The organism is Glaciimonas sp. OK215, assembly GCF_057787885.1.
The window spans coordinates 145,468-166,968 of the sequence record NZ_CM173544.1; the positions used below are offsets into that span (position 1 = coordinate 145,468).

22 protein-coding genes are annotated in these 21,501 nt (G+C 54.0%); 3 read left to right on the plus strand and 19 right to left on the minus strand.

Going from position 1 to position 21,501, the window contains the following annotated elements; translation table 11 throughout:
- Nucleotides 1-133: 133 nt before the first annotated feature.
- The gene (locus tag AC3CHX_RS00700; protein ID WP_488631596.1) at nt 134-3,058 is read left to right on the plus strand and encodes a ribonucleoside-diphosphate reductase subunit alpha; all 2,925 of its coding nucleotides are present in this window, start codon (nt 134-136) and stop codon (nt 3,056-3,058) included.
- A gap of 121 nt (nt 3,059-3,179) precedes the next feature.
- Nucleotides 3,180-4,286, plus strand: coding sequence for a ribonucleotide-diphosphate reductase subunit beta (locus AC3CHX_RS00705; protein WP_488631597.1), 1,107 nt, complete (start codon nt 3,180-3,182; stop codon nt 4,284-4,286).
- A gap of 391 nt (nt 4,287-4,677) precedes the next feature.
- On the opposite strand, the gene AC3CHX_RS00710 is transcribed toward AC3CHX_RS00705, so the two are convergent.
- Nucleotides 4,678-5,559: a hypothetical protein gene (locus tag AC3CHX_RS00710; protein ID WP_488631598.1), complete on the minus strand. Its 882-nt coding sequence runs from the start codon at nt 5,557-5,559 to the stop codon at nt 4,678-4,680.
- 331 nt (nt 5,560-5,890) lie between these two features.
- Here AC3CHX_RS00710 and AC3CHX_RS00715 point away from each other — a divergent pair, with 331 nt between their 5' ends.
- The gene (locus tag AC3CHX_RS00715) at nt 5,891-6,433 is read left to right on the plus strand and encodes a YggT family protein (RefSeq protein WP_488631599.1); all 543 of its coding nucleotides are present in this window, start codon (nt 5,891-5,893) and stop codon (nt 6,431-6,433) included.
- Between the two features lie 148 nt (nt 6,434-6,581).
- Here the strand turns inward: AC3CHX_RS00715 and bfr are convergent, their stop codons facing one another.
- The 18 genes from bfr to dapB all read right to left on the minus strand — a co-directional run bounded on the left by bfr (nt 6,582) and on the right by dapB (nt 21,496).
- Nucleotides 6,582-7,052 (minus strand): bacterioferritin, encoded by a 471-nt coding sequence (bfr, locus tag AC3CHX_RS00720; protein ID WP_488631600.1) that lies wholly within the window; start codon nt 7,050-7,052, stop codon nt 6,582-6,584.
- A 204-nt stretch (nt 7,053-7,256) separates the two neighbouring features.
- Nucleotides 7,257-7,334, minus strand: coding sequence for a hypothetical protein (locus tag AC3CHX_RS00725; RefSeq protein WP_488644684.1), 78 nt, complete (start codon nt 7,332-7,334; stop codon nt 7,257-7,259).
- A gap of 147 nt (nt 7,335-7,481) precedes the next feature.
- Entirely contained in the window at nt 7,482-7,898 is a 417-nt protein-coding gene (locus AC3CHX_RS00730) for an ExbD/TolR family protein (RefSeq protein WP_488644685.1), read from the minus strand.
- Nucleotides 7,898-8,641, minus strand: coding sequence for a MotA/TolQ/ExbB proton channel family protein (locus AC3CHX_RS00735; protein WP_488631601.1), 744 nt, complete (start codon nt 8,639-8,641; stop codon nt 7,898-7,900). The genes AC3CHX_RS00730 and AC3CHX_RS00735 overlap by 1 nt, the downstream gene beginning before the upstream one ends.
- 84 nt (nt 8,642-8,725) lie before the next feature.
- Nucleotides 8,726-9,424, minus strand: a complete 699-nt coding sequence (locus AC3CHX_RS00740; protein ID WP_488631602.1) for an energy transducer TonB — start codon at nt 9,422-9,424, stop codon at nt 8,726-8,728.
- Nucleotides 9,425-9,440: 16 nt separating this feature from the next.
- Nucleotides 9,441-9,680, minus strand: a complete 240-nt coding sequence (locus tag AC3CHX_RS00745) for a (2Fe-2S)-binding protein (RefSeq protein ID WP_488631603.1) — start codon at nt 9,678-9,680, stop codon at nt 9,441-9,443.
- Nucleotides 9,681-9,753: 73 nt separating this feature from the next.
- Nucleotides 9,754-10,086 (minus strand): hypothetical protein, encoded by a 333-nt coding sequence (locus AC3CHX_RS00750; protein WP_488631604.1) that lies wholly within the window; start codon nt 10,084-10,086, stop codon nt 9,754-9,756.
- A gap of 108 nt (nt 10,087-10,194) precedes the next feature.
- Nucleotides 10,195-10,401, minus strand: coding sequence for a hemin uptake protein HemP (hemP, locus tag AC3CHX_RS00755; protein ID WP_488631605.1), 207 nt, complete (start codon nt 10,399-10,401; stop codon nt 10,195-10,197).
- 519 nt (nt 10,402-10,920) lie between these two features.
- Nucleotides 10,921-12,174, minus strand: coding sequence for a THUMP domain-containing class I SAM-dependent RNA methyltransferase (locus AC3CHX_RS00760; protein WP_488631606.1), 1,254 nt, complete (start codon nt 12,172-12,174; stop codon nt 10,921-10,923).
- A gap of 155 nt (nt 12,175-12,329) precedes the next feature.
- The gene (locus AC3CHX_RS00765; protein WP_488631607.1) at nt 12,330-12,932 is read right to left on the minus strand and encodes a DsbA family protein; all 603 of its coding nucleotides are present in this window, start codon (nt 12,930-12,932) and stop codon (nt 12,330-12,332) included.
- A gap of 22 nt (nt 12,933-12,954) precedes the next feature.
- Nucleotides 12,955-13,377 carry a CopD family protein gene (locus tag AC3CHX_RS00770; protein ID WP_488631608.1) on the minus strand — a complete coding sequence of 141 codons (423 nt, stop codon included), beginning with the start codon at nt 13,375-13,377 and terminating at the stop codon, nt 12,955-12,957.
- A 58-nt stretch (nt 13,378-13,435) separates the two neighbouring features.
- Nucleotides 13,436-14,707, minus strand: a complete 1,272-nt coding sequence (locus tag AC3CHX_RS00775) for a glutamate-5-semialdehyde dehydrogenase (RefSeq protein WP_488631609.1) — start codon at nt 14,705-14,707, stop codon at nt 13,436-13,438.
- A 103-nt stretch (nt 14,708-14,810) separates the two neighbouring features.
- The gene (gene holA, locus AC3CHX_RS00780; protein ID WP_488631610.1) at nt 14,811-15,827 is read right to left on the minus strand and encodes a DNA polymerase III subunit delta; all 1,017 of its coding nucleotides are present in this window, start codon (nt 15,825-15,827) and stop codon (nt 14,811-14,813) included.
- A gap of 12 nt (nt 15,828-15,839) precedes the next feature.
- On the minus strand, nt 15,840-16,427 hold the full coding sequence (locus AC3CHX_RS00785) for an LPS-assembly lipoprotein LptE (protein WP_488631611.1): 588 nt from the start codon (nt 16,425-16,427) through the stop codon (nt 15,840-15,842).
- Nucleotides 16,428-16,519: 92 nt separating this feature from the next.
- Nucleotides 16,520-19,165: a leucine--tRNA ligase gene (gene leuS / locus AC3CHX_RS00790; RefSeq protein ID WP_488631612.1), complete on the minus strand. Its 2,646-nt coding sequence runs from the start codon at nt 19,163-19,165 to the stop codon at nt 16,520-16,522.
- 193 nt (nt 19,166-19,358) lie between these two features.
- Entirely contained in the window at nt 19,359-19,790 is a 432-nt protein-coding gene (locus AC3CHX_RS00795; protein WP_488631613.1) for an ExbD/TolR family protein, read from the minus strand.
- A 53-nt stretch (nt 19,791-19,843) separates the two neighbouring features.
- The gene (locus AC3CHX_RS00800) at nt 19,844-20,536 is read right to left on the minus strand and encodes a MotA/TolQ/ExbB proton channel family protein (RefSeq protein ID WP_488631614.1); all 693 of its coding nucleotides are present in this window, start codon (nt 20,534-20,536) and stop codon (nt 19,844-19,846) included.
- 153 nt (nt 20,537-20,689) lie between these two features.
- A complete protein-coding gene (gene dapB / locus AC3CHX_RS00805; protein ID WP_488631615.1) occupies nt 20,690-21,496 on the minus strand; it encodes a 4-hydroxy-tetrahydrodipicolinate reductase in 807 nt (268 codons plus the stop codon).
- Nucleotides 21,497-21,501: the final 5 nt, after the last annotated feature.

Sequence of the window (21,501 nt, forward strand, 5' to 3'; positions counted from 1 at the left end):
TGAGTTGCGTAATTCGGCACAGCGTAGGTGTGGTGTGTATTTCAGTGGATCCTGATGAATTCAGCGATTCTCATTAATGGTTAACAACTACAGGCGCGGTGAGCGCGCCTGTCAACTCAGCTCGGGAGGCTCAGTGCAATCTACTCAAGAAAATTCCGTTAAATCTTCAGCCGAAGTCGGTGGTGCATCGTCGCAGGCTGGTTCTAGTCCCGCTCCCGCGAAGGCCTCGGTCAGCTTTGGCGATTACCGCATCATCCGCCGCAATGGCGCAGTGGTCGGTTTTGAACCATCCAAGATTTCGATCGCGGTGACCAAGGCTTTTCTGGCGGTCAATGGTGGTCAGGGCGCCGCTTCCGCGCGGGTTCGCGAATTGGTCGAGCAGCTGACTTCGAACGTGGTGAGCGCGCTGGTGCGTCGCCAGCCGACCGGCGGCACTTTCCACATTGAAGATATCCAGGACCAGGTTGAGCTGTCGTTGATGCGTTCCGGTGAGCACGATGTGGCACGTGCCTACGTGTTGTATCGCGCCAAGCGTATGGAAGAGCGCTCGCAATTGCTGACCAATAGTGCAGTCGCCACGGTAGCTGAGCTGTATGTGACAGAAGATGGTCAGCGTCGCGTCCTCGACATGAATCAGGTCCGCGATTTGATTTCGGCTGCTTGCATCGGACTGGAAAAGCACGTCGATGCCGAAGCGATTCTGTCCGAGGCAGTCAAGAACCTGTATGACGGCGTGCCAGTCGAAGAATTGCACAAGTCAGCCATTCTGGCAGCGCGCGCGTTGATGGAAAAAGATCCTGCGTATAGCACCGTTACAGCACGTTTGCTCATGCACACGATTCGTAAGGAAGTCTTTGGCAAGGAGGTCGCACAAGCTGATGCGCCTGCGCAATACCTTGAATATTTCCCGAAGTATATTAAAAAGGGTATAGAGGCAGACCTGCTGGATAGCAAGCTGGCGCAGTTTGACCTGAAAAAACTGGCTGAAGCGCTGCAGCCGGAACGCGATCTGCAATTTGCTTATATCGGTCTGCAAACACTGTATGACCGCTATTTCCTGCATATCCAGGATATCCGCATCGAAATGCCACAGGCGTTTTACATGCGCGTTTCGATGGGCCTGGCACTGAATGAAGTTAACCGCGAAGAGCGCGCGATAGAATTCTACAATTTGCTGTCCAGCTTCGATTTCATGAGCTCGACCCCAACCCTGTTCAATTCGGGCACACTCCGTTCGCAACTGTCATCGTGCTATCTGACCACGGTGTCGGACGATCTCGAAGGTATTTACGACGCCATCAAAGAAAACGCCTTGCTGGCGAAATACGCTGGTGGCTTGGGTAACGACTGGACGCCGGTGCGTTCGCTGGGAGCCCACATCAAGGGCACTAACGGTAAATCACAAGGTGTGGTGCCGTTCCTGAAGGTGGTCAACGACACGGCTGTCGCGGTTAATCAAGGCGGCAAACGCAAGGGTGCGGTTTGCGCCTATCTGGAAACCTGGCATATGGACATCGAGGAATTCCTCGACTTGCGTAAAAACACTGGCGACGATCGTCGCCGTACGCATGACATGAACACTGCTAACTGGATTCCTGACCTGTTTATGAAGCGCGTGATGGAAAAGGGCGAGTGGACCCTGTTCTCGCCTAGCGATGCGCCGGATCTGCATGACAAGGTCGGCAAGGCATTCGAAGCGGCTTACGCCGGTTACGAAGCTAAAGCCGCACGCGGTGAGCTGCGCACGTTCAAGACGGTGCAAGCGCTGGATCTGTGGCGCAAGATGCTGTCGATGCTGTTTGAAACCGGTCATCCATGGATCACTTTCAAGGATCCTTGCAACATCCGTTCGCCGCAGCAGCACGTTGGCATGGTGCATAGCTCCAATTTATGTACTGAGATTACGCTGAATACCAACGAATCTGAAATCGCCGTCTGTAATCTGGGCTCGGTCAACCTGCCGGCGCACATGAAAGATGGCCAACTGGATCCGGTCAAACTGCAAAAAACCATTACTACAGCGATGCGGATGCTGGATAACGTCATCGATATTAACTACTATGCAGTGAAGAAGGCGCGTGACTCCAATTTGCGCCATCGTCCGGTGGGTCTGGGTATCATGGGTTTCCAGGATTGCCTGCACATGATGCGGATTCCTTACGCCTCTCAAGAAGCCGTAGAATTTGCCGATCGGTCGATGGAAGTGGTTTGCTACAACGCTTATTGGGCATCGACCGAACTGGCCGAAGAACGTGGTCGTTACAGTTCGTACCGTGGTTCGCTGTGGGATCGTGGCATTCTGCCGCAAGATTCGCTGAAGTTGCTGGCGGAAGAGCGCGGCGGCTACCTCGAAACCGATCAGTCGGAATCGCTGGACTGGACTGCTCTGCGCGCCCGTATCAAGGAATTCGGCATGCGTAACTCGAACTGCGTAGCGATCGCACCGACCGCCACCATCTCGAACATCATTGGCGTTTCTGCTTGTATCGAACCGACTTACCAAAACCTGTACGTGAAGTCGAATCTGTCCGGCGAATTTACTGAAATCAACTCCTATCTGGTGCGTGATCTGAAAGCACGCGGTTTGTGGGATGAAGTCATGATCTCGGACCTGAAATATTTCGACGGCAGCCTGGCCAAGATTGACCGCATTCCGCAAGATTTGCGCGCTATCTACGCGACTGCATTCGAGGTTGAACCATCGTGGTTGGTGGAAGCTGCTTCGCGTCGTCAAAAATGGATTGACCAGGCGCAATCGTTGAACATCTATATGGCCGGCGCATCGGGCAAGAAACTTGATGAGACTTACAAGCTGGCCTGGTTGCGTGGCCTGAAAACCACATACTACCTGCGCACGATTGGCGCCACCCACACTGAAAAATCAACCACCAAGACCGGTGCGTTGAATGCGGTGTCAGTCGACGGTGGTGCCAGCGGCGGTGCGATGGCAAATTACGCAGCGCAGCCGGTGGCAGCGGCGGAAGTTGAATTAGACGGTCCAGCTTGCACGATGCGTCCAGGTGATCCAGGTTTCGAAGAATGCGAAGCTTGCCAGTAATTAAGCAAGTATGGCGGCACGCTCATTTGGCTATGATGAACGTGCTGCTGAGAATAGATAAGACGGGCTGGCTGAACTAAAGTCATGCTCGTCAATCAAAAGATAAAGTGAAGGAAGAAATATGCTCTCTTGGGATGAACAAGTAAGTTCAACACCCGCCCCGCGTGCCATGCCGCCGGTGCAGTCGACCGAGGCTGCAGTGGATACGACACATCGCGTCAATGCCGCGGACAAGCGCATCATCAATGGCCACACCGACGTCAATCAGCTGGTGCCGTTCAAGTACAAATGGGCATGGGACAAGTATCTGGCCGGTTGCGCCAATCACTGGATGCCGCAGGAAATCAACATGCAGCGCGATATCGAGCTGTGGAAGAATCCGAACGGCCTGACCGATGACGAGCGTCGTCTGGTGAAGCGCAATCTGGGTTTCTTCGTTACCGCCGACTCGCTGGCTGCCAACAACATCGTGCTGGGCACTTACCGCCACATCACAGCACCTGAGTGCCGTCAGTACCTGCTGCGCCAGGCGTTTGAGGAAGCGATTCACACCCACGCGTATCAGTACATTGTCGAATCGCTCGGTTTGGACGAGGCAGAAATCTTTAACGCCTATCACGAAGTGAAGTCGATCCGTGACAAGGACGAGTTTCTGATTCCGTTTATCAACACGCTGACCGATCCTGAGTTCAAGACCGGTACAACTGAGAACGACCAGAAATTATTGCGTTCTCTGATCGTGTTTGCATGCATCATGGAAGGTCTTTTCTTCTATGTCGGCTTCACCCAAATCCTCGCACTGGGTCGCCAAAACAAGATGATGGGTGCGGCCGAACAGTATCAATATATTTTGCGTGATGAGTCGATGCACTGTAACTTCGGCATCGATCTGATCAACACCATCAAGATGGAAAATCCGCATTTGTGGACAGCGGAATTCCGTGACGAAATTAAAGCGTTGTTTTTAAGCGCGGTAGAGTTGGAATATCGCTACGCAGAGGATACAATGCCGCGTGGAGTACTCGGTTTGAATGCGCCTATGTTCAAAGGCTATTTGCGGTTCATCGCAAATCGTCGCGCGCAGCAAATCGGACTGGACCCCATGTTCCCTCAGGAAGAAAATCCCTTCCCCTGGATGAGCGAGATGATCGATCTGAAAAAAGAGCGCAACTTTTTTGAGACTCGGGTCATCGAGTATCAAACCGGCGGTGCACTGAACTGGGAATAATGGCTCCGGAAACTCGGACAAGAATAATGAGGTGGACGGAAAGATGCAGCGATCAGTACATAAAAAACGCTGCATAACCAGAAGGTAGTAATCCAATTTAATGAACAGTCAAAGACTGAAAAGATCTTATCTGTTGTCGCCGCTCATCCCGACTAAATCGGGCATGGCGGCGTTTTCTTTGGAAAATCCGGAAGCCTTTTGTAGACGAAGTAATCGAATTCCGACGCAGGCGTAACCGCCGGCGTTTTTTTGGCTATGCTCGCCGCCGCAAGGCGTTGCGAACGATGTGTTCTCTTCCCGATCATGGAGTTGTGGAAGAAAACCCTAGCCGATAATGGCTGAAGTGCTGCATCAATGAGGGGATGGAGCAGTTCAGCTGGTGCCGAATTCATTAGCGCAAGCAGAATAAGTGATTGCGCCGATGAATAATCCGCCGTACCCATCGCGATGGGGCCGTCGGGTTTCCAACTTGGAGCTTGATTTTTTCCATCACGTGAAGGAGAAACATAATGGCAACAGCAGCAAAAAAACCCGCAGCGAAGAAACCCGCTGTGAAGAAAGCCGCTCCGGCTAAAAAGCCGGTAGCAGCTAAAAAACCCGTCGCCGCTAAGAAGCCAGTAGCGAAAGCCGCAGCGAAACCTGCAGCGAAACCTGCAGCAAAGCCAGCGGCTAAAAAGCCGGTAGCTAAAAAAGCAGCAGCAAAGCCAGTAGCCAAAGCGGCAGCAAAACCTGCGGCGAAGAAGCCAGTAGCTAAAGCCGCAGCGAAACCTGCAGCAAAGCCAGCGGCTAAAAAGCCGGCAGCTAAAAAAGCAGCAGCAAAGCCGGTAGCCAAAGCAGCAGCAAAGCCAGCGGCGAAGAAGCCAGTAGCCAAAGCAGCAGCGAAGCCAGCGGCTAAAAAGCCAGTAGCTAAAGCAGCAGCAAAACCTGCAGCGAAGAAGCCAGTAGCCAAAGCAGCAGCGAAGCCAGCGGCTAAAAAGCCAGTAGCTAAAGCAGCAGCAAAACCTGCAGCGAAGAAGCCAGTAGCCAAAGCAGCAGCGAAGCCAGCGGCTAAAAAGCCAGTAGCTAAAGCAGCAGCAAAACCTGCAGCGAAGAAGCCAGTAGCTAAAGCAGCAGCGAAACCTGCAGCTAAAGCGGTCGCCAAGCCAGCAGCTAAACCTGCAGTAGCTAAGCCAGTGGCAAAGCCAGCAGCGAAACCTGCCGTCAAAAAGCCAGCGGTGAAAAAGGCTGTAGTTAAGCCTGTAGCAGTGAAGCCTGCTGCTGAGTCAGCAGTCAAAACTGTACTTAACCCTGCAGCGGCCTGGCCGTTCCCAACTGGTACACGTCCGTAATTTTTCGTGTGTCAGAAGAAGGCCTGGTTGATTTCAGGCGCACTACCCGCTGTATGGCCTCGTGCTATCCAGCGGGTTTTTTGTGTCCTTACGTGGCTGTGACGACGCCACGATGAAGAAACGGTAAGGGTTTGTAACCCTGCATGTCAGTTTCATTTTCAAATTAGCCATCTCACTTCATTATGTTGACCAGCGTTAATGTTTGCCATGGTTTACAGTGGCAAGGCTGATTTGGAAATGGAATTTCACGCTACATCTGGAAAGAGAGAAAACATCGTGCTGCAGAATATTTTTTCATTGATCATTGAGACCGCCGCCAGTGTACTGGGCGGTGTGCTGTTGTTGCGCTTCTGGATTCAGGCAGTACGGGTGCGTCCACCACAACAAGTGGCGCAGTTCATCTTTACCGTATCCGACTGGATGGTGCGTCCCATGCGCAAAGTGCTGCCGGGATTTAGCGGCTATGACTGGGCCAGCTTGCTAGGCGCGCTGCTGGTGGCCGTCATCTGCATTGCATTGCAACTCGCGGTCGCTTCGGCGTTGAATGTCACCGCCCTGTTAATGTTGGCTGCGCTGCTGTTTCTTCAGTGGGTTTTTTATGGTCTGATCGCGCTGCTGATTATCGAAGCGATCTTCAGCTGGGTGAATCCGCAGGCGCCGCTGGCACCATTTGTACGTGCGCTGAATGAGCCATTATTGCGTCCATTGCGCCGGGTTATTCCGTTGCTGGGCAATGTCGACCTGTCTCCTTTGGTCGCGCTGATCTTGCTAAGAGTGGTGCATCAGCTGTTGATCGCGTTGATTCAGTCGCTCGGATGAGCCGAGAGAAAAACCACGCATGGCCTTACTCATAAGCCATATTCAACACAGCCAACATCAGTGTTTCCCGAGACACGAAATTCTGGAGTTGGCTGCGCGCTTGCTGACTTCGCCCGGATATTTCACCAGGCCGGTCCTGAAATCCGGGCTAGCTAGCCATCTGGCTTTGCAGATAGTTCTGCAGGCCAACTTTGTCGATCAGGTCGATTTGGGTTTCCAGCCAGTCGATATGCTCTTCGGTGTCATCCAGAATGTCTTTGAACAGCTCGCGTGAGACGTAGTCACCCGCTGCCTCGCAGGCAGCAACGCCTTCCTTGACGGTCTTCTGTGCGGCTTGCTCCAACTTCAGATCGCATGCCAGCATCTCTGGCGTGTTTTCGCCTATCATCAGTTTGTGCAACGCTTGCAGGTTAGGCAAACCATCCAGCATCAGGATGCGGTCGATCAGGCGATCGGCATGCTTCATTTCACCGATCGACTCTTCATATTCTTTCTTGCCGATCTTCTCCAGGCCCCAGTGCTTGTACATGCGGGCGTGTAGAAAGTACTGATTCACTGCGGTGAGTTCGTTGGTCAACTGCGCGTTGAGCAGTTTAATGATGTTCTTGTCGCCTTGCATGAGAGCCTTTCGAAAATAATTGGGGATGGAGGGGCAGGGTGATATAACACTTGGAAATATGACCGGCATCGCCTGAAACGGAGCAATGATAGCGTAGGCACTCCGCTTTTTCATCATTCATTAGCACGAATCATTCGCACTCTTATTTTGCCCCGGGAATGACACGTCCCGCTGACGTTGTCAGCGGGAGGCCCACATCCTTAGCTAGTTGTGATAACTGCGGGCGAATTGTACCGCCTGCTCTATTTCGCCATAAGTCTCGCGCAGAGACAGGATCGCCATATCCAGAACTGCTCAGCACTGGTGCGCTAACTTGGATGATTGGGGTGAATGTGGGAAGCCATTAGCATAAAGCCTTCGCATACAGAGTATGCAAAGGCTTTATTGGTTGCCGCAGCGTAATCAGTTTATTCGATCACCCAAGCTTGCTTACTTGGTGTCAGGCTCTGTAACAAAACCGATTTTTCCAAGCCCGCCAGATTGCGCCGCGGCCATCACCTGGGCTATTTTTTCGTATTCCGTGGTGCGTTCTGCGCGCAAATGCAATTCAGGTTGCGGTTCTTTTTTTGCTGCTGTGGCAATCCGCAATTGCAATGCATTGCGATCAACCACTTCGTCATTCCAGTAAACCTTGCCGGCCGCATCAATCGACAGACTGACGCTCTCCGGCTTGACCTGGTCCGGCTGGTTGGTGGCGCGCGGCAAATCTATTTTGACTGCGTGATTCATGACTGGGATCGTCATGATGAAGATGATCAGTAGTACCAACATCACGTCAACCAGCGGGGTGGTGTTGATCTCGGGATTAAAGTCGTCGTCCGAGTCGGACAGGGAGCCCATCGCCATCATGCACCTTTCACAGCAACCAGCTTGGCACCATTATTTGCACCGTTGCCACCAGTGGCGGCTTCGGTGGTGTCGGCACGTGAGCCGGTGACGAATAGCGCATGCAGGTCAAAGCCGAATTTATTCAACTTGGCGATAATCGTTTTATTGCCACGCACCAGTGCGTTATAACCAAAGGTGGCTGGAATCGCGACCGCCAGCCCCAGCGCTGTCATGATCAATGCTTCACCGACCGGACCGGCAACTTTATCGATACTGGCCTGACCGGAAGTGCCGATGGCTACCAGAGCGTGATAAATCCCCCATACCGTACCAAACAGACCGACGAACGGTGCTGTTGAGCCAACCGATGCCAGCACCGCCATGCCGGATTGCAGCTTGCCGGATGCTTCGTCGATGGCCTGGCGCAACGACAATGTGACCCAGTCACTGGCAGACAGCTGATCGTGCAGATGACCTTTGTGGGCAGTGTGATGGCGCATTGAGACGACACCAGCCTGAGCGACATCGGCAAACGGATTCTCGGTACCCAGAGTGGCAATCCCTTCCGGCAGATTAGTGGTATCCCAGAATTGATGGCCGGCGGCAATGGCCGCGCGCTGGAATCGGAAGATTTGCAGTGCCTTGGTCAGAATCACGTACCACGAAGAGATTGACATGGCGAGCAGCAGCACTGCAACACTTTTAATGACGAAATCACCCTGCGTCCAGAGCGCTTCTAAACCGTACGGACTTGCTTCCATGATACGTTCCTTTGTTTCTGTAAAAACCATAGTTGATTTGGTATGGTGCGCATTGATGTTGAATATGCGTACTGAATTCGTTGCTTAACTTGAAAGCTGAAAATTGATCGGCACGATGGCATACACCGGCATCGCTTTGCCGTCCTCCGTATACGGCTTGAAGAGCGCACGCATCAATGCCTGTTTGGCAGCTTCATCAAGACGTTCCGAGCCGGAGCTTTTTTGAATCTCAACGCGTTCGGCACGGCCCTTTTCATTGACCAGCACCCGCATGACCACTTTACCCTCTTCTCCCATGCGTTTGGCGGCGGACGGATATTCGGGGCTAGGCGCGCGGATATATTCGACGCCAGAACTGATGGTGCGCGGCGCGACTGGCGCTACCGGGGCAGCAACGGGCGCAGGAGCAGCAACCGGCTCTTCTTTTTGTGGCGGTTGCAGTGCAGGCGCCGGAACAGAAATGGCCTTTTCTGATGGCGAGTTGTTCACCGCTGGTGTTGGCCGTGGTGGTGCGATGTTTTTCTTCACTGCCGGAACGGTTTTAGGAACAGCAGGCTGTGGTTTCGGCGGAGTGGGTTCAGGCGCCCGCTCAGGGGTAATGAAGGTCGCGAACACTTCTTTCGGCATCACCTGCGCAGCTTGATGGATCAGGCCGCTTTGCAGGGCCACGAAGAAACCAACGTGCAACAAAATAATGATCGCGCCTAGTGGCCCGATACGTTTAACTTGATGCCACACAACTGTGGGGAAACTGTATGGTGACGACGACATTGTTGCGCTCATTTACTGCTCACTACTCTTAGGCGGCGGTTGTTGCGACTGGCATCGGTTGGAATACCAAAGCATGGAGATGACGGTGTGCTGCCGGGACATTGTTTTCCAGGCATTCGCGCAAGACGTTCTTGGCGCAGGAATGACATTTTCCGCAGTTATCTGCGACCCCCAGATTCTGCCGCAATTCTCGCATGGACGACATGCCTGAATCGACCGCTTGGCGGATTTTTCGTTCGGAGACGTTATTGCAAACACAAACGATCATTTTTTACCTTACTACCAATAAAGAATTGATATTAATAAATAAGCGCGATTCTTACGCTACAAATCACAAAGTTTCAATTGATACGAGTGCTGCTCACCAAACGTGAGAACAAATTGTGTTTCTCCGGTCGTGGGATGCTGCGCTCTACTATTGCGGCCCATTGTTCCGACAACTGCTGGCAGGTGGTGCGCAATACCGGTGCCAGGTTCGGCAGTGCCGCTAATGCCTTCAAATGCCGTTCAATCACTGACGCCAGTTTCGTACAACCCCGAGCTTCCTGCTGATTCGTCTGATGATGTGCGGTGTAATGCGACATCAGATGTAATACTGCCGAGACCAGCAATTCCGGTTGTGCCGGCGCATTGTTGGGTTCAATAAACGCCGCATTCATATCGCCGGTGACCATCAAACGCTCCTTGTCAGTGACTTGCTGGCTACTCGTTCTGGCTGGCTGTATTACTTTTGAAACTTCACTTTGCCTGTACGACTTAATTTGTCCTGCCTGCGTTTCGAATCAAGCCGTCAGGATCAATTTATTCAATTGCGTCAGCCGCAATTTATAGATTCTGCCGCCGTGATCGATTTCCAGTTCACGCATTTGCTGAAACAGGTCCTGACTTTTGATGCGGGTTACTGCTGGTGTGACTGCTTTGGTGACGCCTGAAGCGGATGATTTTTCATGATCCTGATGCTCTATTGCGCGCTGTAACGAGTGGCCCATGATAGTCCTTTATGTAAATGCGAACAATTCTTATTTAGATTATTCTCTATTTAAACAGGGATTGCAAGTGCTTTTGCTATCTTCTCAATAGACCATGCATAAATGATATTTCTGCCTTGCAACTCGCTAACGTCACCAGCCAACACAAACCGGCCGAAGGTGTATTTATACCCTAAAATAAGAATCATTACCATTTACTATTGAATTTCATGTCACCATCTGCCGTTGATGTGCTCCCCCAGAATCAGCGTAGGGCAGTGCCGCAATTCTGTCTGGTGAAGCGCCGCAAGCCGCAGCCGCGCTCGGTGATCGTGATGCGCAGGCGTTATTGGGGCAAGTCCTGCTGGATGGCCGTGGCTGGGCACTACCGTTGATGCCAGTCTTGCCGCAACATGGTATCGGTTGGCAGCTGCCAGTACACTGACCGTCGCTTTGATACATTGCACTCAGAAAAAAGCGCCATCAAATCTGGTTTGATGGCGCTTTTGATCGAACACAAACGAATTAGCGGTTAGCGCTTTACTCTTTAGGTTTAGCCGCTTCACGGCGGTTGAAACCTGCCACCATATCGAAACGGAACAAGCGGCATTCCAGTGCGCCGTTGAAAAACGGTGTCTTGCGCGCTTCTTTCAGGCGCAGCAATTTCGGCAAGGTCAGGTCGGCAGTGAACAGGAACACGGTCCAGCCGGCGAAGCGTTGCTTCAGCGTATTCCCAAACGCGTTGAAGAACTCATTGAACAAATCATCGGTCGCCAATGTGCTATCGCCACGGACGCCGATTCGTTCGCCGTACGGTGGGTTGGTCAGCATGATGCCGCTGCTCGCGCTGAGTTCGTTCGGTGGACGGACTTCCTGGGCTTCAATCTGCTTCAGCGGCACTTCAAACAGGATGCCGGCGTTGCGCAGATTTTCTGCGGTGATCGCCACCATGTCACCGGAAATATCGCTGCCGAAAATGGTCGGTGTGGTCGGCATCGGGTTCGGTTTGATCGCACCTTTGATTGCTTGCCATTGGGCAATTTCGAAGCCGTGAAATTTTTCAAACGCGAAGTCGCGACGGGCGCCGGATGGGATGCCGGCCAGTATTTGTGCAGCTTCGATCAGAATCGTGCCAGAGCCGCACATCGGATCGAACAGCACCGTTCCCGGTTTCCAGCCAGCGGTGCGCAGCAGGCCGGCGGCAAGATTTTCGCGTAGGGGCGCATCGCCGGTTTCGGCACGCCAGCCGCGTTTGAAGAGTGCTTCCCCAGAGGTGTCCAGATACAGCGTGAAATTATGCGCATCCAAAAAGCCCACGATACGCATGTCAGGTGTGTGGGTATCGACCGATGGCCGTTCGTCGCAGATATCGCGGAAACGGTCACAGATCGCATCCTTGATTTTCAGTGTGGTGAACTCCAGGCTGCGCAACGGTGATTTGATGGCGGTGACATCGACTCGAATGGTGTGTCCAACGCTGAACCAGCTTTCCCATTCCTGTTCCAGAACCGTATCGTAAATATCGTTTTCAGTTTTGTAGGAGCCGTGCGCCAGGCGCATCAGCACGCGACTGGCAATGCGCGAGTGCAGATTGATGCGCCATGCATCGCTCAGCAAACCGGAGCAATGCACGCCGCCAGGAACCTGGTTGTGGACCTTCAGCGTGACTGCCGGTGCGGTAAGTTGCGCAATTTCGTTTATTTCCTCGGCGAGTGCAGTCTCAAGTCCACGTGGGCAAGGGCAAAAATACGAGTGTTTTGAGGTTGGTGATTGTGCGGTTAGTGCGTGTGCCATGAGGGGATCCCTTTGTCCGTTAGCAACATCTGCGGAGCGATGTTGCGGTGAAATGGCTATTCACTGGTTGGTAAATAGCCATCGTGCTGCGTAGGAGCCTGTTCGCCAGGCTCCTGGTTCAATAGTGCTGCTTTAAATAAATATTTCCAACCACCTTATTTGGCAAAAGCACGTTCGACAAAATCGAGCCGGTCCTGGCCCCAATAGCCTTCGCCATCGACCACATACCAGGGGGCGCCAAAGACATTGGCCGCAATCGCTTCTTCCGTGAAACGCACAAACTCCGCTTCGACGCTGGCGGTGTCGGCCGATTTCAATAAGGTCTTGCCGTCGCGGCCAAGCGTGGTTGCAATCGCAATCAGCGTATCGGCGTCGGCGATATTCCTCTCCTCCGCCCACACTGCGCGCATGATCGCGCCAGTCAGTTCCAGTGCCGCCTCAGTGCCGTGCGCCAGTTGCGTAGCGATGATCAGCTTGGCAGCTTCATCGCTGTGCACCGGGAAGTAGGTCGGCTGCAGGTTGATGGGCAGCTGCAAATAGTCACTCCAGCGTTGCAGTTCCTGAAGTCGGTAGGCCTGTCGTTGCGGCGCCCGTTTAGCCAGTGGCAACCCACCGGAGATAGCGAATACTTTGGACAGATCGAATGGCTTCAATACCATTTGTACGCCATATTGTTTGGCTAACGCCACCAATTGCGCATGCCCCAGATAGGAGTATGGAGAATGGGGCGCGAAATAATATTCACAGATTTTGCTCATGTCGAATCCTTGGCAGCGCGATTTAGAATGGTTTTACGACGACCAGAGTAACGATAGCCAGCAACAAAGCCACCGGCACTTCATTGAACCAGCGCAGCCATACATGGCTACGCTTATTGGTTCCCAGTTCGAATTTTTTGAGCATGCTGCCACAGGCGTGGTGATAACCGATTAATAAAATAACCATGAATAACTTGGCATGCAGCCAGCCATTGCCAGGGCCTTTGCCGATACCGTATCCTATCCACAGCCAGACACCGAAGACCACGGTGCCGATCGCCAGCGGCGTCATGAAGCGATACAGTTTGCGCGCCATCAACAACAGTCGCTGGGTCGCCACCGCATCGGTTTCCTGTGCCAGATTGACAAGAATGCGCGGCAGGTAAAACAAGCCGGCAAACCAAGAAACGATGAAGACGATGTGCAGCGCTTTAATCCAGAGCATGGGGGTCCTTGGTGGTGAATCCGGGAACAAACGTGTGATTGCTATGTTGGTTTGCTTCTTAAACGCGGACCTCCCCGTGACCAAACACCACATATTTGAGCGATGTCAATCCATCCAGTCCGACTGGTCCACGGGCATGCAACTTGTCGTTCGAGATGCCGATTTCGGCACCCAGTCCAAACTCGAACCCGTCGGCAAAACGGGTCGATGCGTTAACCATGACTGAAGCCGAATCGACTTCACGCAAGAAGCGCATCGAGCGTGAATAATTTTCGGTGACGATACTGTCAGTGTGTTGCGACGAGTATTGATTGATATGCGCGATGGCTTCGTCCATATCGCCGACTATCTTGACGGCAAGAATCGCCGCCAGATATTCAGTCCCCCAGTCTTCCTCAGTAGCTACGGTCAGATGCGGATAGTCACAGGACCGCAATATCTTGCCGGCCTCGGCATCGGCGCGCAGTTCGACACCTTTGGTGCGGTATAAATGCGCCAGTTCCGGCAGCACCTGTGAGGCGATCGCGCGCGCTATCAACAGGGTTTCCATGGTGTTGCAGGTGCCATAACGATGGCACTTGGCATTGAAGGCGATCTTCAGCGCTTTTTCCGGATCGGCCTGGTCATCGATATACACATGACAAATGCCATCCAGATGTTTGATCATCGGCACTTTGGATTCCTTGATCAGACGCTCGATCAAGCCTTTGCCGCCGCGCGGGATGATGACATCGACGTATTCCGGCATGCTGATCAAGGCGCCGACCGCTGCGCGATCGGTGGTCTCGACGATCTGTACCGCATCGGCTGGCAAGCCAGCGCCAGCCAGTCCTTCCTTTACCAGCTTTGCCAAAGCCTGATTGCAGTGGATCGCTTCCGAACCACCACGCAATATCGTTGCGTTGCCACTTTTGATGCATAAACCGGCGGCGTCGACGGTGACGTTCGGACGTGCTTCGTAAATGATGCCAATGACGCCCAGCGGTACCCGCATCTGGCCGACCTGAATCCCGGTCGGACGATATTTCATGTTCGAAATTTCACCAATCGGGTCGGGCAGGGCGACGATTTGCTGCAGGCCCTCAATCATGGTCGCGATGGCTTGGTCGGACAAGGTCAGACGGTCCAGCATCGCTTCTTCCAGACCGTCGGCACGTGCCGCTTCCAGGTCTTTTTGATTGGCGGCGCGCAATTGGTTGGCATCACGCCGGATCGCTTCAGCGATCAGTGTCAAGGCGCGATTCTTGGCGGCCGTATCGGCACGCGCCATCAAACGTGATGCGGCGCGGGCACGTTGACCTACCTCGGTGATGTATTGTTGGATATCCATATTGTGTAGTATGTCTGATCTGTTGGAAGTAGCTCGGGTTTCAGTTCGATTGTGTAATTTCTAACTTTAGACGATCGTCTTGATGTTACGCCGCAATATTAGTTTACGGGCGTGCGACTGTTAATCCCAATTGCAGCAACGCGTCCCAGGCATCGCCAGCGTAGGCCTTGGCACGCAAACCTTTGACCATTTTGTCGATTTGCGCGGCTTGTTGCAACGCCGCTTCCAGCGTCGCCAGCGATAAGCGGCGCAAGGCGGGTTCCATCAGTCGTTCACGCGGCCCCCAGATGCGGTATTCCTTCAGCAAGGCGCCGAGCGGGCGGCCTTGGGTCATGCCTGATTTCAATTTCAACAAGGTGCGGCATTCTTCCGAGATCGCCCACAGTACCAGCGGCAGCGCTTCGCCTTCACCTTTCAAGCCATCGATCATGCGCACCAGACGCGCGATATCGCCGGCCAGCATGGCCTCGTTCAATTTAAAAACATCGTATCGGGCGACGTTCAGCACCGCGTCATGGATCTGTTCGAAACTCAGCTTGCCCGGTGGATGCAGCAAAGCCAGTTTCTGGATTTCCTGATGCGCCGCGAGCAGATTCCCTTCAACCCGATCCGCAATAAAGTCGAGTGACTGTCGATCGGCACTTTGTTGCTGCCCAGCCATGCGCACGCCGATCCAGTTTGGCAACTGTGAACGTTCAACCAGTGGGATATCGATATACGCGCTAGTCTGCTGCAACGCTGCCACCCATGCCGCTTTCTGCGTCGCCCAATCCAGCTTCGGCAAGGTGATGATGGTGACGTTATCCGGGTTCAACGTTGCGGCATAATTCTGCAGCGCCTGACCGCCATCTTTGCCGGGCTTGCCGGTTGGGATGCGTAGCTCTATCAATTTCTTATCGCCGAACAGCGATTGTGATTGGTTCGCAGCCTGCAATTCGCCCCATTTAAAACTCCGATCGACCACCAGTACCTCGCGCTCGGTGCAACCGTTGGCGCGCGCGCTTTTGCGGATTTTATCCGCCGCTTCGAGCGCCAGCAGGTGTTCGTCGCTGGTGATGACGTACAGCGGCGCCAGCGTCTTAGTCAGGTGAGCGTCAAGGGCGTCAATCCGCAGTTGCATTGCCGGGCCTCGTTATTGCGCTGGTTTTGTCGATGGAACCGATGGTGCCGGCGCAGCCGGTTCAGCTACCGCGTCACTGGTTGCGTTGGCAGGTTTGAGTGCCGCCAGACGACGCAGAATTTGCTGCACCAGATCGGATTGCATGTCGCGATACAGCAGTGCCTCTTCGGCAACTTTCGACAGTTCTTGCGACTCGTTATAGCTGATGTCGCGCTTCAGGGTGATCTGGGTCGGCGCCATCAATTCCTTTTGCTGCGCGTCTTTCAGGCGGAACGTAAATTTGTAATACAGCACGTATTCACGCGCACGGCCCTGGCTGTTCAGCGTCAGAATGATTTTTTCCTGGCTTTGCGCGAGAACTTCCATAATCGCCTCGGCGCCTTGTTCCTTGGGTACCGCGACGGTATTGCCGCTGGCCTCGATGTTACGTTTCAACTCGATACCCAGCGGCGTACCGGTGGCGGAGCCAAGATAGATTGACTTGAATGGCAAATTGGCCGCGCCGCGCACGTGGAAGCCGCATGCGCCTAGCATGGCGGTGATGGCGATGAGCAGGGTCCAGCGAAGAAACGGTTGGCGGCTAATGGAAATTCGCGTCATACAGTTATTCCTTGTTTCAAGATGCGGGACGGAGTGCGACGGCCGGGCTGACTAGCTTATAACTAAGTCCGCCCGGCACAAGCTGATCAATCCTAAGCAACGATATTGATCAGTTTTCCTGGCACAACGATCACTTTCTTCGGTGCGCCTTCGAGGTACTTCTGTACATTTTGATTGGCAAGTGCCAGTGCTTCGATGGTGGCTTTGTCGGCATCCTTGGCGACCAAAATGCTGCCGCGCAGTTTGCCGTTGACCTGGATCATCATCTCGATTTCGCTTTGTTCCAGCGCCTTGGCGTCCACCTGCGGCCAGCTGGCATCGAGGATGTCGCCAAGGATTTTGGCAAAGCCAAGTTCTTGCCACAGCGTATGGGTGATATGCGGCGCTACCGGATTGAGCACGCGCAGGAAAATCGACATGCATTCAGTCAGCACCGCGTTGCTGGCCGCTGACGCCTCAAGCCTGGCAGCTTCCAGCGTGTTCAGCATTTTCATGCAGGCGGACACCACGGTATTGTATTGAATGCGTTTCAGATCGTGGTCGGCCTGCTGCAAGATCTTGTGGACTTCACGCCGCAAGGTTTTGTGCGCCGCTGGCAGGTCGGCAAAATCAGCGCTCGCGCCCGGCACAATGTTCGCTGCCTGTGCGTAGCTGAAACTCCAGACCCGGCGCAAGAAACGATTCGCCCCTTCGACGCCGGCGTTTGACCATTCCAGGGTTTGCTCTGGCGGCGATGCGAACATCGTGAACAGACGCGCGGTGTCGGCACCGTATTGGTCAATCTGCGCTTGCGGATCGATGCCGTTATTCTTTGACTTCGACATTTTCTCGGTGCCGCCGATGTCGACCGGCCGGCCATCGGATTTCAGGATGGCCGACTGCGGACGTCCCTTGTCATCGAAGCTCAGCTCGACATCTTCCGGGTTGTGCCAGGTTTTCTTGCCGTTGGCTTCTTCCCGATAGTAGGTCTCGTTGAGGACCATGCCCTGGGTCAGCAGATTGGTGAACGGCTCATCAAACTTGACCAGACCGAAGTCACGCATGACTTTGGTCCAGAAGCGCGCATACAGCAGATGCAGCACCGCGTGCTCGATGCCGCCGATGTATTGATCCATCGGCATCCAGTAGTCGTTACGCCTATCAACCATCGCATCGGTAGTGCCGGGCGAGGTGTACTTCATGTAGTACCACGAGGAGTCGACAAAAGTATCCATGGTGTCGGTTTCGCGGTGTGCGGGCTTGCCGCATTGCGGGCAGTCGACATGCAGGAATTTTTCATGCTTCCTGAGCGGATTGCCGCTGCCGTCCGGCACGCAATCTTCCGGCAACACTACCGGCAAATCTTTCTCGGGCACCGGTACGTCGCCGCAGTCATCGCAATGGATGATGGGAATCGGCGTGCCCCAATAGCGTTGACGAGAGATGCCCCAGTCACGCAAGCGATAAGTGATTTTCTTTTCACCCAGGCCGCGCGCAGCGAGGTCGGCGGCGATCGCGTCGACGGCTTGTTGATAGTGCATGCCGTCGTATTTGCCGGAATCGACACAGCGGCCATTTTCCTTGTCGGCATACCAGTCGTGCCAGCTTACGATGGAGTAGGTTTTGTCTTCCACGGCGATGACCGGGCGAATTGGCAGCACGTATTTGTGGGCGAAGGCGAAGTCGCGTTCATCATGTGCCGGTACCCCCATCACGGCGCCGTCGCCGTAAGTAATCAACACGTAATTGGCGACCCAGACTTCGACCAGTTGACCTGTCAACGGATGAGAAACGTAGAGGCCGGTCGGCATCCCTTTCTTTTCCATGGTCGCCAGATCCGCTTCGGCAACGCCACCTTTTTTGCATTCGGCGATGAAATCAGCCAATTCCGGATTGGTTTTGGCAGCGAACGTGGCGAGTGCGTGTTCTGGCGCCACAGCGCAAAAAGTCACACCCTTGATGGTGTCGGCGCGCGTCGTAAATACCCACAATTTGCCATCTTGAATCAGTTTGCCGTCTTCCTCGATTTTGTGCGGAAACGCAAAGCGCACGCCGGTCGATTTACCGATCCAGTTGGCTTGCATCAGACGCACACGCTCTGGCCAGCCTGGCAATTTGGTCTCGACGTGTTCCAGCAATTCTTCGGCGTAATCGGTAATCTTGGCGTAATACATCGGGATTTCACGCTTTTCAATCAGCGCGCCGGAACGCCAGCCGCGGCCGTCGATGACTTGTTCGTTGGCCAATACGGTCTGGTCTATCGGATCCCAGTTCACGGTGCCGGTTTTTTTGTAGATGATGCCTTTTTCGAGCATCTTCAGGAACATCCATTGGTTCCACTTGTAATACTCTGGCTTGCAGGCCGTCATTTCGCGCGACCAGTCGATGGCGAGCCCCATCGATTGCATCTGCGATTTCATGTGTTCGATATTGCTGTAAGTCCACTGCGCCGGTGGCACGTTGTTGGCCATCGCCGCATTTTCCGCCGGCATGCCAAACGCATCCCAGCCCATCGGCATCAGCACGTTGTAGTTGTTCATCCGCAAGTAGCGATACATGACGTCGTTGATCGTGTAGTTGCGCACATGACCCATATGCAATTTGCCGGATGGATACGGCAGCATCGAACAAGCGTAGAACTTCTTCTTGTCCTGACCATTCTGATCTTTTGCGTGTTCGACGGCTTTATAGGCGTCTATGGCGCGCCAATAGTCTTGCGCCGATTTTTCGACGTCGGCTGGGCTGTATTTTTCTTGCATGGCGGGATGAGGCTAAAAAGGTGAATGTGAGAAAGCGTTGGGCGAATTGACCCTGAACCGGTGATTATACTGGTTCAGGTGCTCTCGTACGACAGCGGGCATAAGTCCGTGGCTGTTGAACGGTTGATACAGGCAGCTGGAACTCGTTTTTACCCCAGGATGGAAGTATTTCCGGAGCAGGAAGGTGGCAGGGCTATTGCGCCGCTTGCGCGTCTTTGGGACTGGTCACGAAACCGATTTTTGTCAGGCCATTTCCCTGCGCCAGTGACATTACCTCAGCCAAAACCTGATAGCGGGTGTCTTTATCTGCGCGCAATTGCAATTCTGGTTGCGGCTGCCGTTGGGCGGCGGCGACCAGTCGGGTGGCCAGTTCGCTTTCCGCGATCGGCGCATCATTCCAGAACATTTTTCCGGCACGGTCGATCGACAACGAAATTGTTTCCGGCTTTTCGGGTGCCGGCGCCGACTGCGCCGTCGGCAAGTCGACTTTCACTGCGTGCGTAAACAGCGGTGCCGTGATGATGAAGATCACCAGCAGCACCAGCATCACATCAACCATGGGAGTGATATTGATATCCGCCATCGGTGCCGAGTGCTGATTGTCGTTGAATCCGCCGAATGCCATGTTTGTTCCCGGATTGATAGTTGCTTATTGAGCGATGTATGGAGTATGGATGATTATTTGCCGACCCGGCTGCCGGTCGTCAGATAGGCATGCAAGTCATGGGCAAACGCATCCAGCTCTGCCAGTGTGATCCGATTGACGCGCGTGAAAGCGTTGTACGCCAATACCGCAGGGATCGCGACCACCAAACCAAGGGCGGTCATGATCAGCGCCTCACCAACCGGTCCGGCGACTTTATCAATTTGTACAGTGCCGGATGCGGACACTGCCATCAGTGCATGATAAATACCCCAGACGGTACCAAACAAGCCGACGAACGGCGCGGTTGAGCCAACCGAAGCCAGCAATGTCAAACCGCTTTCCAGTCGGGATGAAACACGATTGATTTCACGGCGTAAAGTGCGCGTGATCAATTCGCCGAGATCGGTCGCTGCATTTAGCGACGCGGCGGAGTTGCCCGCTACCGGTGTTCTGATCGCAGCGGCATCGGCTGCCTGCTCTGCCAGCGGCGCATAGACGTTTTCAGTATCGGCCGGTTTGATAACGGCAATCGCATCGCTCAGCGTTGGCGCCTGCCAGAAACCATCCAGCGCCGCTGCACTGCGGCGGATGCGCCAAGAACTCAAGGTTTTGGACAGGATGTAAAACCAGCTGACCACCGACATCAGCAGGAGTAAATACGCGACCGAATGCGAAATGACGTCGCCTTGCGACCAGTAGTGGGCGAACCCGAGATTTTGATTCATTTGGTTGATCCGGATTGTGATGGTGCGGCACAACGACAATCAAGTAGCGATGATTTTCTTCAATCAGATTCGCGCTGTATCCAGTTTAACTTGCATGGCGGGAGAATCACTATTTGCACCCTCGCATCGCCATGTATCCAGCAGGTCGGCAAGTCAGCGTAGTCCAAGCACATCCTGCATGTCATACAGCCCGGTCGCCTTGTCGCTCAGGAAGCGCGCGGCGCGCAGGCTGCCATGTGCATAAGTGACCCGGCTGGAGGACTTGTGGGTAATTTCGACGCGTTCGCCGTCACCGGCAAACAGCACCGTATGGTCGCCAACGATATCGCCGCCACGGATGGTGGCAAAGCCGATGGAGGATGGATCGCGTTCACCGGTCACGCCTTCGCGCGCATACACCGCGACATCATCAAGCTTGCGGCCGAGTGCAGCGGCGATTACTTCGCCCATCTTCAGCGCGGTGCCGGATGGCGCATCGACTTTATGACGGTGATGCGCTTCGACGATTTCAATGTCGTAGCCGTGTGAAAAGCTCTTCGCAGCCATTTCCAGCAGTTTCATGGTGACATTCACGCCGACACTCATGTTCGGTGCGAACATGATTGCGGTTTTTTTCGCGGCGGCGGCAATCGCGGCCTTGCCAGCTTCGTCAAAGCCGGTGGTGCCGATGATCATCTTGATGCCGTGCTCAGCGCAATACGCCAGATGCTTGAGAGTGCCTTCCGGGCGGGTGAAATCGATGAGATATGCGGCATTGGCCAGGCCCCTGGCGAGATCGGACTCGATCGCGACACCGGCGGGTTTACCCAGGAAAGCAGCGGCATCGGTTCCAAGCCCGGGGGCCGTGGGCACATCCAGCGCCCCGGCTAACGTTGCATCTTCAGCGTTCTGGATGGCTTCGATCAGCATGTGACCCATGCGTCCGGACGCACCGGCAACGGCAATTTTCATTTGATTCATGTTGA